The 12155-nt window shown below is 53.8% G+C and carries 10 protein-coding genes and 1 pseudogene; 6 read left to right on the plus strand and 5 right to left on the minus strand.

The features are described from left to right. Positions 1-64: 64 nt before the first annotated feature. Positions 65-754, minus strand: a complete 690-nt coding sequence (locus C1X29_RS21745; protein ID WP_102718340.1) for a lipopolysaccharide kinase InaA family protein — start codon at positions 752-754, stop codon at positions 65-67. 620 nt (positions 755-1374) lie between these two features. Beyond that, on the minus strand, positions 1375-3132 hold the full coding sequence (locus C1X29_RS21750; protein ID WP_173940206.1) for a sensor domain-containing diguanylate cyclase: 1758 nt from the start codon (positions 3130-3132) through the stop codon (positions 1375-1377). A gap of 472 nt (positions 3133-3604) precedes the next feature. Here C1X29_RS21750 and C1X29_RS29795 point away from each other — a divergent pair. From C1X29_RS29795 to C1X29_RS21770, 5 genes and pseudogenes are all read left to right on the plus strand, one after another. Next, a pseudogene (locus tag C1X29_RS29795) lies at positions 3605-3894 on the plus strand (TolC family protein); the annotation flags it as partial. A gap of 36 nt (positions 3895-3930) precedes the next feature. Next, on the plus strand, positions 3931-4473 hold the full coding sequence (locus C1X29_RS21755; RefSeq protein WP_102687725.1) for a redoxin domain-containing protein: 543 nt from the start codon (positions 3931-3933) through the stop codon (positions 4471-4473). Positions 4474-4484: 11 nt separating this feature from the next. Continuing rightward, positions 4485-5024, plus strand: coding sequence for a DsbA family protein (locus C1X29_RS21760; protein ID WP_078047886.1), 540 nt, complete (start codon positions 4485-4487; stop codon positions 5022-5024). Positions 5025-5122: 98 nt separating this feature from the next. Next, a complete protein-coding gene (locus C1X29_RS21765) occupies positions 5123-6223 on the plus strand; it encodes a low temperature requirement protein A (RefSeq protein ID WP_102718341.1) in 1101 nt (366 codons plus the stop codon). A 230-nt stretch (positions 6224-6453) separates the two neighbouring features. Further along, complete coding sequence (locus C1X29_RS21770) at positions 6454-6753, plus strand: putative quinol monooxygenase (RefSeq protein WP_102718342.1); 300 nt, start codon at positions 6454-6456, stop codon at positions 6751-6753. A gap of 228 nt (positions 6754-6981) precedes the next feature. Here C1X29_RS21770 and C1X29_RS21775 read toward each other — a convergent pair whose 3' ends face one another. Then, complete coding sequence (locus C1X29_RS21775) at positions 6982-7965, minus strand: LLM class oxidoreductase (RefSeq protein ID WP_102687722.1); 984 nt, start codon at positions 7963-7965, stop codon at positions 6982-6984. Positions 7966-8604: 639 nt separating this feature from the next. Here C1X29_RS21775 and C1X29_RS21780 point away from each other — a divergent pair. Then, positions 8605-9798 (plus strand): GAF domain-containing sensor histidine kinase, encoded by a 1194-nt coding sequence (locus C1X29_RS21780; protein ID WP_102718343.1) that lies wholly within the window; start codon positions 8605-8607, stop codon positions 9796-9798. 349 nt (positions 9799-10147) lie between these two features. Here the strand turns inward: C1X29_RS21780 and C1X29_RS21785 are convergent, their stop codons facing one another. Further along, on the minus strand, positions 10148-10807 hold the full coding sequence (locus C1X29_RS21785; protein ID WP_256584385.1) for a hypothetical protein: 660 nt from the start codon (positions 10805-10807) through the stop codon (positions 10148-10150). Between the two features lie 402 nt (positions 10808-11209). Further along, positions 11210-12112, minus strand: a complete 903-nt coding sequence (locus C1X29_RS21795) for a LysR family transcriptional regulator (protein ID WP_165369558.1) — start codon at positions 12110-12112, stop codon at positions 11210-11212. Positions 12113-12155: the final 43 nt, after the last annotated feature.

Consider the following 12155-nt stretch of genomic DNA (forward strand, 5'->3'; position numbering starts at 1 on the left):
TGGGTTCACCTAGATCGATGCAGACATTCATGTGATGTGAGCGCCTGCCGCCTTCGTTGGGCTTTCAAGAACGGCCCTGAGTGATTACTGGTCGACCCAGGTGCTTTTCATAATGACGAAGAAAGTGTTGCCACTCCGGTTCGCTCCAATAGGAATGGCGCCTGAGTTGCAAAATGTCGTGCCGAGCTGCCCGCAATGAGCTAATTCGCCCATGGGACTTCTCGAGATCGAGCAGCGCAAGCTCGAACTCGGGATCGCTCGACGAATTGCGAACTTTGATAAAAATGTGCTTTGAGCGCATGCAGCCATGTTGCCAGCGGCCGAGATGCATTCGTGCCATCAATGACGCGAGTATTTCGAGCACATTGTCCAGTTGCTTGGGCGTGTATTGGTTTTTTGCACCTTGGTTGTACCACGATTCCAAATCCTGGAAACCGTTCAAGTCCTTGGTGACCAAGATACCGTGCCAGACCCCTTTGATTTTTTGCGCACCGTAGTAAACCGGTTGAGGGGCGTTGACCCCAAGGTGGAGTAACTTTGTGAGCGCGCGGCCTTCGCGCAAGGTAGTGGGGCGCCCCAGAGGATATCTCAGGCTGCGAAACAAATGACCCGTCTGACGCTTAACGTACACAGTCGCACCGTTATGCAGAACTCGCTGCACTCCGCTCGTGCCACTCCTGCGTACGTTGGGTTCTTCTACCCAAGGGCCTGATGTATTCCACCAATAGGAAAAAATTTGGTCGGTTTGGCTCATCGCGCACTCCATTCTTGTGTTGTTATCAGCTGCGCCATCGGCCTTTTTGCTGGCTGGCATCATGCCGTTATTCAAACAGACGTTTCAATAATGGGCTAGTTCCTTTGATGACGCGCTTATCCATTATTGAGCGGCAGCTACGGTCCAAAGGCAGTCGTGAGAGATGAAATGGTTTCGGCCAGGACAGTCGACGGTTTTCAAGTCTGAAGATTAATTCATATATTTCAATGCCTTAACTTGTATTCGTTTCCGCTAGGCCGTATTCATTAATGCTCTGGAGGACTCTGAAATCAAGGGGTGGATACTTATTTGCGGAAACGAAGTTGTCCGGTTATCTGGCGTTCTGGGTAGGCTCATGATCGCCCTGAATTTCATAGCTGCAATCGAGAGGTTGCGCTTGATGGAAAAGCGACTTTCATCTGAATTGGGATTTTCGCAGCCAACCTGGTCAGTCGTGACAGGCAGGACACGTCCAAAAGCAGACGATCGCTGGAACGCTACAGACTAGATGCTTTTCCAATCATGCTGAAATTATGATCATCGTCGCTGTTCAGGCGGCGTTGGAGGCTCATTGCGTCTTGGCATGTCGCTGCTTTGAGGTCTGAATCCCTCCCGACCTTTCAATAACATTCGATGCGGTTGCGCCCGGCACGCTTTGCGCAATAGAGCGCCTTGTCGCTGCGCGACAGGCTGGCCTCAGCGCTGACATCGGCTGAATGGAGGGCGGCGATACCTACGCTGACCGCCAGTGTCAGACGTTCGTCTCCGTGGTCTAGTGGCGCACTGGCCAGCTCATCCTGGACTCGTTGGGCGAAGATTTTGGCCTCGTCGACGGAAGCATTGCTCAACACCACTGCGAACTCTTCGCCGCCCATGCGACCGGCAGCATCGGTTCTGCGCAGCTGTGTGCAGAGAATGGCCGAGAAGTGCTGAAGCGCGAGATCACCTACCGAATGTCCCCAGCGATCATTAATGGCTTTGAAGTGGTCAAGGTCGAACATCAGGATTACCGCGGGATAGCCGGCAGAGCGCTGCACACGCGCCAACTCGCTTTCGAGGTGCTGCATGAAGTGGCGACGATTGGACAGTTGCGTCAAGGAATCCGTGCTGGCGAGCACCTGCAGTTCTGCTTCGATTAGCTTGCGCTCGGTGACATCGGTGATGATGCCGTGCCAGAGCACACTCCCGTCCGCCAGTGCCCTGGGACGCGCAGCACCATGACGCCAAGCGGCGCCCCCACCGGGCAGCAGTACCCGGTATTCTAGGTTCCAGGGATTGAGATCCGTCGCAGACGCTTCCAGGGAGCCGAGGTAGGCAGTCAGATCGTCCGGATGGATGATCATGTGCAGCATGTCGGCATCTTGCATCAGTTGCTCCGGCGTCACTCCATAAATGTCGCGGGCCCCGATGCTGACGAAGGAAAAGCTGTACTGTCCATGCAACTGCCGCAGACTCTGGAAAACCATGCCGGGGATTTCGTTGGTCAGGTCGGTCAGCAGAGCGGCGTTCAGCTGTATCTGTTCCGACAGGGCGTACATTGCAGTGACGTCAGTGGTGGTTCCGACCATGCGCGAGGGTTTGCCGGCACCGTCAAATTCGACCACCTTGCCGCGACTGCAGACCCACTTGTAACTGCCGTCCCGGCAACGTAATCGGTGCTCGACTTCGAAAACCTCGGTGCGCCCGTCGATGGCCTCCTGGTAGACGGCCAGCACGTATGCGAAGTCGGCAGGATGGATGCGGGTGTAGGCCTCGGCAGGGTCGCTGCCGATCTCGTTGTTGGTGTAGCCCAGCAAGGCCTTCCAACTATCGGAATAGTTGACTTTGCCGGTGAGCATGTTTCGGTCCCAAACACCGGTGCCGCTAGTGGCGATGGCCAGCGCCTTACGTCGATCGTTTTCGCTTGGAAGCTCAAACTCCGCTCGATCCGAATCCTTCAGCAGCAGCGCCCCAACTGCCAATTGAGCGAACTCCTGCAACCCTTTTTGTTGCTCGGCATCGAGCTCGCGCGGTTGGTCGTGAAGCAGACAGAGAAGGCCGAGCTGCCCTCCACCTGGCGCCTGCAGTGGGCAGGCGGCGAGAAAGCGCAGCGAGGGAAACGTTTTTGTCAGTGGGTGATTGCGCAGATGCTCGTCGCGGCTGATATCGGGTACAAGCAGAAGTGTATGGGCATTGGCATCGGAGGGAAGCGGCATGCGGAGGTCTGGCAGTGTGTCGCGCACAATCGGGCCGGCGCCAGCGCAAAAGCGCTGTAGATCCTGTGCGCCGGTTGTCAGCAGGACGGCCACGACACCGAACTGCCGCCTGACCATATGGAGCAGGCCGTCGAAGCGCTCGTCTCGGGAATCTTCTGACGACTTGGATCTGCTGGACAACATTCGGACTTCTCCACTCCGGGGTACGAGTTGTGCCTCCCGGCGATTATCGGCTTGGGGTTGGAAAACTTAACAATAATAGCTTTCTGCCGTCATCATTTCGTTAAACCGTGACGAATTGGCTGGCAGCCCCTGCCGTTGTCTCAGTGGAACCGAAAAGGGACGGACTCGAGTCCCTATATTCGCTGGCGATGGCCAACCCTCATCCGGTGAATAAATAGCTCTGGTTTACCTACTCCGTCAGCCCGACTCGGGTCATGACGAGCCAGCTGCTGGTTACAGACTTATGTTTACGATTTGACTGGCTGCTGGAGGTAAGGGGCCGAGTCGTCTGCCTCTGGTCGGTTTCTGCTTGTCGTAACGGGCAGCCGTTGTCGTCCAGAAAGCAGATGTAGATTTGTCTGAAGTGGCGAAATAGCTGCCAAAATCATCGTGTTAAAGCGCCGCCTGAAATGGCAGCAAGATAAGCGCGTAAGTGTTGTTGGCACTTGAGGGTACCGAAAATTCGTTCAGCGACTACGGCAAGCGTCATCAACGACTATAGTCATTGGTGAGCCAGAGCGAATCTGACCATTCCCCTGCCAACCTGGCCTAATCCAATTCCGCGATTACACGGCGGATCTTCTTGTGTTCCTTGATGCGGAACGTGAATGTTTCGCTGCCGAAATCACTCAGGCTCAGGCTGAGATCGAGGCAGCGTTGTCTTTTTTTGAACCCCTTGATGGTGGATGGAGTTATCCCGTCGGGCACGTCGCATCCCACTGAGCACGTCCCAACCACCCATCTATCAAGGTTCAAGCAATGAATACTTTAGAGTTCGATGATGCACAAAAAACCAATGGCGACCTGGTTCAGGGTCCGCTGCCGGCCGGCACTGTCGCGCCCGACTTCACTCTTCACGCAACCCCTGATCAACAGTTGTCGCTGCGTGAGCTAAAGGGAAATCCCGTGATACTGGCGTTTTATCCCGCTGACTGGACTTCGGTGTGTGGTGACCAACTGACCTTGTACAACCAGTTGTTACCCACCTTCAGAGAATACGGTGCGGTGCTATTGGGTATCTCGGTTGACAGCGCCTGGTGTCATCAGGCCTTTGCCAAAGATCGAAATTTCCACTTCAGCCTGCTGGCCGATTTCGAGCCCAAAGGGGCGGTGGCACGACAGTATGGAGCGTACGAGTCCCAGCTCGGAGTTTGTAAGAGGGCACTGTTCGTGATTGACAAGGAGGGGGTGGTTGCCTGGAGCTACGTCTCACCAATGGCAATCAACCCTGGGGCGGACGGCATTCTGGATGCGCTGGATGCTCTGGTGAATTCGCCACAAAGCACGCCAACCAAAAATTAACAGGTGATTACATGGCCACTCTCAAAGTCCCGGTAAGTGCCAACGACCATCGCCAGGGAAGTGCGCATGCCAAGGTCACCTTGGTGGAATTTGGCGACTATGAATGTCCCTATTGCGGTGAAGCTTATTGGATGGTCAAGAATCTGCAGCAGCATTTTCGCGATGATTTGCTGTTCGTGTTCCGTAACTTTCCTCTGACCACCGCTCACCCGCATGCATTGGGTGCAGCGGTCACCGCGGAGTATGCCGGGAGTCGAGGGTTCTTCTGGGAGGCCCACGACGAATTGTACGAAAATCAGGATCGATTGGGCCTGCCGCTGTATCGCGCCATCGTTCTCAAACACGGCCTTCCCAAGGAGGAATTCGATCTTGCAATGCAAGAGGATACTTACATTCCCAAAATACAAGCCGATTTCAACGGCGGTGTACGCAGCGGCGTGAATGGCACCCCAGCGTTTTACATTGACGGGCTTCGCTATGACGGAGTTCCAGAGTTCATCGGGATGAGTCAGATGATTGAGCTTTTGTTAGTGCGTGGACGAAATCGCTAGAGAGCCAAATCGGCTTGGCATCACCCACATCGGAGCCGAGGAAAAACCAACGTTAGCTTCCTTTTACATTAAAGAGGTGGACACGGAGCCGGCAACTAATGAAATCTTTGAAGTATTATGAAGAAAATCGACACGCCACATGGTTGGAGTTGTTTTTTGACCTGACTTTCGTTGTTACGATAGGCCAGGTTACGCACACTCTCGGACATGTTCATGACGGCCACTTTGAACATAAGCAATTATGGACATTCTTACTGCTTTTTGTACCGTTGTGGTGGATCTGGTCCAGTCACACGATTTACTCCAACAGGTTCGATACAGACAGCAATCTTCACCGTTTGGCAACATTATTCATAATGCTCCTGCTCATTGTGCTATCGGCACGGATCGGAGAAGACCTGGAAGTGAACTACCCGCTTATTATTGCCTGCTATTTTGGAATACGAGCGATCATCAGTGTTATGTACATTTCATCCATTAGTAAACTCGATTCTCGCGGCGAACTTTCCTCAAGGCTTGGTTTTGCCCTATTAGTTAGCGCAGTTATTAGCCTTTCATCCGTTATTTTTGACCCGCCCTTGCGTTACCTTGTTGCTTATATTGGGATTATTCTTGATATTCTGTTTCCTGTATTTTTCTGGACTAAACTAAAACCGTTGCCAGCACACACGGAACACTTGGTTGAGCGCATAGGTCTACTCACCCTAATCTTATTGGGGGAGTCAATTATTAGCCTTTCTGGAGGCTTATCTAACATTCAATGGGGTTATTATAATGTGATGGCGGCCATCACCGGATTTATCATGATTTGCAGTATCTGGTGGATCTATTTTGATAGTTTTTATTTATTGAACAAACATCAAAGCAGTATGAGTGGGCACGCCTTGATCTACTCGCACCTTTTTCTTTTTATGGGGCTGGCACTTCTGGCAAATTTGATCAGGCATGCGATCCTGAACGACATTGCGATGCGCGATTTCCAGATTATGTCGATCACCGGCATGGTCTTGTTTTTCCTGGGGAAGCAATATGGCTATTTCATAGCTGTGAGTCGAATAAGGAAATACATACTGCAAAACACCTTGATCGTGTTTTCTTTAGGTGGGTTAGTTATATTTCTACCGCGTGTCGAGTACATATTGGTCGGCTTGACAGTCACCATGATCTGTTATGTTCTCCTGAATTTCAGATATCGTTGAGTCTTGATTATCAGGCCACAGCTCGGGAAAAGTGATCAAGCGGCTGGTCTGCGGTTTGCGCGCTGCCTACCTACTACGTCATTCTCAGTGTCCAAGCGACATGCGACGCTACCCTTGGTCTCTTTGGGTTTGTAATCCTGGTGTCGTCGACCATAGTTAATTGCCGGATGCCCCTTTTAGCTATTGCGACCAGATAGCACCAGCCGCATCGTAACAACAGGAGCCACGTCATGGTCAAAGTAGCGTTGTTCGTTCGTCTGGAAGCAAAACCTGGGAAAGAGAAAGAGGTGGAGCGCTTTCTCTTGAGCGGCCTTCCTTTAGTGGAGGAGGAGCCAGCCACTAAAGCCTGGTTTGGAATCCGCTTGGGGCCGTCTACCTTTGGCATCTTTGACGCATTCCCGGATGAAGCGGGCCGGCAGGCTCATCTTTCGGGCAAGGTCGCGGCGGCGCTTATGGCAAACGCTGCCGAGCTGTTTGCCGAACCGCCATCAATCGAGAAGGTTGACGTCCTTGCGGCCAAGCTACCCTGAAAGGATACGCGCGCAAATCGTGTCCATGGACGGCGTGGAAGCCGCACAGAATCTGCAAGGCAATGTGCTCATCACGGGTTTAGGCTGGGTAGGGTAGATTGCTTGCCGGGCACCGGTCGCTCATGGCGCGAAGATCTCCATCATTGATGTAGATCCGGAGGTCATCCGCGCCGTGACACTTTATGGTTTCGTCAAGTGAGCATTCGTCGGCGTAGCAGTGACCGATGTTCAATGCGCTGCCGGACGCGGCTGCACTCCGAACTGCGCAACGATGTGCGTACCCAATTCCTCGATAACCTCCGCCGCAGGGCGCTTGCCGTATTTGAGATTGAGAATGACGTGGTCCACGCCGATTTCCTCAAGCGACTCCAGCAAAAACCGTAGATGGTAACGTCCCAGTCTGAAACCCAAATGGATACGTGTGGGGGGCGTGGACGGATTTTCATCGAGATCGATGTACAGCGACTGAGTAAAGGGCTTGTACACAGAGCCACATTGTTTCGTGACCTCCAGTCGCCAATCTTCCACGACCAGCCGCTGCATGTTCGGAATGCGTGGATAGTTGATCCATCCGTTGCTCTCACGCGCGATCCAATCCAGTGACTGGCGACTGTTGCCGGTCACGAGCATTGGAATGAATTGGGTGGTAGGTTTCGGAATCAGGTCTGCGCCTTGCATTTCACCAGTGCTCCAGTGGATGGGCTCAAAACTGGTGCTGTGGGCGCGGCGAATCACTTCGTAGTGTTCTCGAAAGATCTCTCCACGCCTTTCGGGATCGACGCCAAACGCCGAAAACTCCACTGGCCGATCTCCCGAAGCAACCCCCAGAATCAAGCGACCAGTGCTCAACTGATCGACGCTGGCTGACGCCTTGGCCGTGTGCAGGGGATGGTGCAGCGGGATGGCGATGGAGGCGGTGCCAAGTGCAATCTCCGAGGTATGGGCGGCCATATAACCCAGGTAAACCCAGGGGTCGAAGACTTGGCCGACATCGCCGAAGCCAGGGTCGCGAAGCGGCACGTCGCGAAACCAGAGCGCGCAGAAGCCCAGCGCCTCGGCTTTTTTAGCCAGTGTGACCTGGTTGAGCATGCTCGGAGTGTCCCCGTCGAACGCCTCCATGGGAAAGAATAATCCAAGGCTCAAATGCCCCTGAGTGAAGGTTCGGCTGAACCCTCGATGCTGCTGGTAAGGAATCGTGCTCGGCCGATACATACGGATTGACCTCATGGCAGAACGTGAACAGCGCCCCCGTTTCCAGAGGTGCTGCGGCATCGGTCGCTTTTGAACGGCAGGTGGGGGGACTGGGTCTGGCTTTTACCCGTTGCGCCGTACTGCTGGTCGTGTGGACCGGACTCAGGGGGCAGTTGCTGGCGATAGGCGCGGGTTGGTCCGGGTGGGTATTAAGCGGACGGTCAAAGGAAGTCAGATCTCTCGGCTCTATACCACCAGATGGGCAAGGCGTTCGAGGAATCATTCTATAAGCGTAGGCGGTTTTGCAGCTCTCCGCCATATTCTTGCAATCGAGCCACTGACGGGCGAAAGTCGCATATCGAAGGCAGTTATCGGTCGTTTCCTGCCATTCCAGAACGGCCGCTATTCGCCGATTGCTGCCTGTCGCGGAGGGCAGCATTCGGCCAAAAGCTGCCACGGTAACGGGTAGAAAGCGGCAAAAAATAGTCATTGGAGGAATGTCAACACGAAGTCGATGTCCATTTCATCGACCGCCGGAGGCGGCCGTTATGACACTCGCTGGTTTTGGCCCTAGTGACGTGAAGCTTGATGAAATAGCTTATTGGAAACGTTAGATAATTAGGAATATTCTCTGAACGCACTCATTTGAACCGCAGATCTATGACCAGCCAAGAGTTCTCTCAAGACATTAATGCTATCCACCGCATCAAAGCTGTGCCGGTGATATTGAGCATGGTCAAGCACGTCACTGGAATGCGGTTCGCCGCTGTCGCCAGGGTCACTGAAAAAAACTGGGTGGCGTGCGCAGTAGATGACTCCATTGAGTTCGGCTTGAAACCTGGCGACGAGCTGGTGCTTGAGTCAACGATCTGCCATGAAATTCGGCAGCACAGAAAACCGGTCATTTTTGGCCACGCCAGTGAACATCCCGTTTTTTCCCTGCATCACACGCCCAGAACCTATGGATTGGAAAGCTATATTTCTATTCCGATCATAAAGGCAAACGGCGAGTTTTTTGGGACACTGTGTGCCATCGACTCTGTGCCTGCTCATCTCGATGACCCGGCCATTGCCAACACACTTACGCTTTTCGCCCAATTGATAGCGTTGAGCCTCGATGCCCAGAATAATCTCGAGCTTGCCCAAGCGGAGTTAGTTAATGCCCAGGAGCACGGAAGGTTGCGCGAGCAATTCGTCGCCGTACTCGGGCATGATCTGCGCACGCCATTGAGCGCCATTCGTATGAGCGCCGATCTGCTGGAAACCAAAACAACGGACAAAAGATCGCTTAGCTTAATTTCAGCCATTCGTACTAGCTCCACACGCATGGGAAACCTGATCGAAAACGTGCTGGATTTTGCCCGGGGTCGAATGGGGAGCGGAATTCCAATCAAACGCCAACTTGTCGATGATCTGGGCAACACACTACGTTTGACTCTGAATGAGGTTCAAATCTCGCACCCTCGAGCTACATTTATTGAGTTGGTAGACATACCGGCCGGTGTCTATTGTGACCCTCTGCGTATCAGCCAGTTGCTTTCCAACTTGTTGGGAAACGCAGTCACCCACGGCTCATTAGCGTCGCCTATCACTGTTAAGGCCGACACTGAAGTGGACGAAATTGTTATATCTGTGACCAACCAAGGCCCCCCGATACCGCCGCACTTGTCGCCCTTGCTGTTTGAACCTTTCACCCGATCAGAGGCTGGACAACGTGGTGAAGGCTTGGGCTTGGGACTCTATATCGCCTCCCAAATTACCACTGCGCACGGAGGCAACCTGAGCGTGGTGTCCACACTCGAATCGGGAACTTGTTTCGTAGCAAGATTTCCCGCTCGTCTCAAATGTGCCTAAACAACGATCTTCATCCTTCAGATCATTGTTGATCGCCTTTAGACAGTGCCATGTCCCTTCGCCTGGATTTTTACTGATAATAAGTACATGAGCCTATCGGCTTTTTAAGACAAAGTCCTTCTTTTAGTCCGAAGGCTTCCTTTAGACGATGTCCGCTTCTGGCCGTTTTCTGCCCGTCGCGAGAGGCAGAAAACGACCCAATGCAGCCCTTCTTTTTCATTGTGTCTGTAACTGTCGGCAGCCGACTGTCGGCTCTCGACAGGCCCGGCGCATCGGGCTTGCATTGAACTACTTGCGCTTCAATTGCTGCTGGGACTGTTTCACTCGAAAGGTCAGGACAGGTCAGGACTTAGGATGCGGCTGAGCGATTCTTTCCCTGCGTACACGGATTAAAAATCTGGCGAATACTCTCGCTGGTTCCTATATAGGTTTTGGTACCTGGTACCGCCACAGCCGAGTAATTCTTGCGATCGGTGACCTGAATAAAATTTCCTTGCGCAGCCGTGAAGCTCTCAGTGTTTGGCGGCACTAGCACGCTCAGGAACTGGGCTTTCTTGTCGAGGGCCAAAGCACCTCCCACGGTAATTGGCGCCAGCATGGCGGCCCAACGTTCACTGAATAGGTAGAAGGTATCGGCTGCGGCTCTGCCACTTTGCAGGTGGGCACACTGCACATCGCTGGCGTTGATGACTTCAGCTTGCTGGTAGATGCCGCCCTTATAGAAGGCCAGCACTAGCTTGCTCTTGGTCAGCACACCCAGGCCTTGCTTGGGTCTGCACACTTGCAAATCACCATAGGGAGATAAGCACCAGTTGGTTTCGGTGATAGTGACGATTTCGTCTGCGCTGAGCTTCAGATCGCGTTCAATATTGGCGCGGGCTTCCGGGGTTTCGTAAGGGATTGCGCATGCGCTCAATAGAGCTGCGAGGGTAAGGGCGAGTAGCGGGGTTCTCATCAAGCGTCCTTTGCTGCTGGAAGGTACATGTAAATGACGAATATTTTTTTGCAAATCTCTTCCTTCAACACTCTACGAGTCAAGCAATCGCGAGAGCAGGAGAAAATAGCCGTCGTTGAGATTGGGTTCTGAGATAAGAACATCAAAGCGGACGATGTGATCGACAAACTCTGGCCGCTGATGACGGCTGAGCAGATCCTCCACCGGTCTACGCACCGGGAAAATTATACAGATCGCGCTGAGTTTAAAGAGCTGTTGGAAAATCTGCTAAAACTCGTCGTTTGAATTTCTCGACAGCTAGCGCGCGACTGAGATCCATTTTGGGTCAGACGCCGCGTCGTGCGCTGGCGTCCAAAAAGCAGCTATCGTGAGAGTCCGCTTTTGGCCGAAAGCGGTCCTTTCTGATGGGTGTTTTTTTGGCCGAAGGGGGGACGATAAAAAGGCGGCGGAATATTATCAAACCACCGTGGGCCGCAACTCTTGCGCCAGTTCAATCAGTGCGCGCAATCGCGCCGGCACGAAGCGATGGCCCGAGTAGTAGAGCCTCAACCCGCCAAACGACGGGCACCATGGCATCAACACCGGCACCAGGACGCCGCTCGCCAGTTCTTCTTGGATGAACCACTCGGAAATGAAACCAATGCCAAGGCCCAACACCACGGCCTGTTTGATGGCCAGCAACTCGTTGGAGGCGAAGCGCACCGGCAGATCCATCTGCAGCTTTTGGCCATCGCGCTCCAATTCCCACTGGTAGAGGCCACCGTGGGCCATGCGCATGCAGATGCTCTGGTGGGTAAGCAGATCTCGCGGATGCTCGGGTACGCCGTGGCGTTCGAGGTACTCGGGCGTTGCTACCACGAGCATCCGGATGTCACCTGACAGTGGCACGGCAATCATGTCTTGCGGCACAGACTCCGCCAGGCGGATCCCGGCGTCGAAGCCACCGGCGATGATGTCGACCATGCTTGATTCGCTGACGATGTCGATGCGCACTTCGGGATAGCGCTGAGCGTACTGCTTCAATAGCGGATCCAACAGCAGGTAGGCCGCGCCATGCGGTGCATTGATGCGCAATGTGCCGCTGGGTTCATCGGGGCCGAGGCTGGCTTCTTCGCCGGCACTTTTGATCTGCGCCAACGCAGGGGCGATACGTGCCACATAGCGTTGCCCAATGTCGGTGAGGGCCACGCTGCGCGTGGAGCGATTGAACAGGCGCACTTTCAGGCGTGCTTCCAGGCCGGCCACCGCGCTGCTCACGGCGGTGGTGGACATGCCCAATTCCTGTGCTGCGCCGCGAAAACTGCTGCGGCGCGCCACGGCCAGAACCACTTCCAGCTCGGTCATTCCTGTTCTGTGCATGGATTGTCCTGAATATGCGGATGCTTCATAAGCCAAAGGGTGG

The organism is Pseudomonas sp. GW456-12-10-14-LB2 (genome assembly GCF_002884345.1).
Taxonomy (GTDB): Bacteria; Pseudomonadota; Gammaproteobacteria; order Pseudomonadales; family Pseudomonadaceae; genus Aquipseudomonas; species Aquipseudomonas paraglycinae.

Coding starts and splice junctions, on each gene's coding strand:
- C1X29_RS21775 (WP_102687722.1), bottom strand. CDS start 7,965: ATGTATCGGCCGAGCACGATTCCTTACCAGCAGCATCGAGGGTTCAGC.
- C1X29_RS21745 (WP_102718340.1), bottom strand. CDS start 754: ATGAGCCAAACCGACCAAATTTTTTCCTATTGGTGGAATACATCAGGC.
- C1X29_RS21770 (WP_102718342.1), top strand. CDS start 6,454: ATGGTCAAAGTAGCGTTGTTCGTTCGTCTGGAAGCAAAACCTGGGAAA.
- C1X29_RS21795 (WP_165369558.1), bottom strand. CDS start 12,112: ATGCACAGAACAGGAATGACCGAGCTGGAAGTGGTTCTGGCCGTGGCG.
- C1X29_RS21765 (WP_102718341.1), top strand. CDS start 5,123: ATGAAATCTTTGAAGTATTATGAAGAAAATCGACACGCCACATGGTTG.
- C1X29_RS21750 (WP_173940206.1), bottom strand. CDS start 3,132: ATGTTGTCCAGCAGATCCAAGTCGTCAGAAGATTCCCGAGACGAGCGC.
- C1X29_RS21780 (WP_102718343.1), top strand. CDS start 8,605: ATGACCAGCCAAGAGTTCTCTCAAGACATTAATGCTATCCACCGCATC.
- C1X29_RS21755 (WP_102687725.1), top strand. CDS start 3,931: ATGAATACTTTAGAGTTCGATGATGCACAAAAAACCAATGGCGACCTG.
- C1X29_RS21760 (WP_078047886.1), top strand. CDS start 4,485: ATGGCCACTCTCAAAGTCCCGGTAAGTGCCAACGACCATCGCCAGGGA.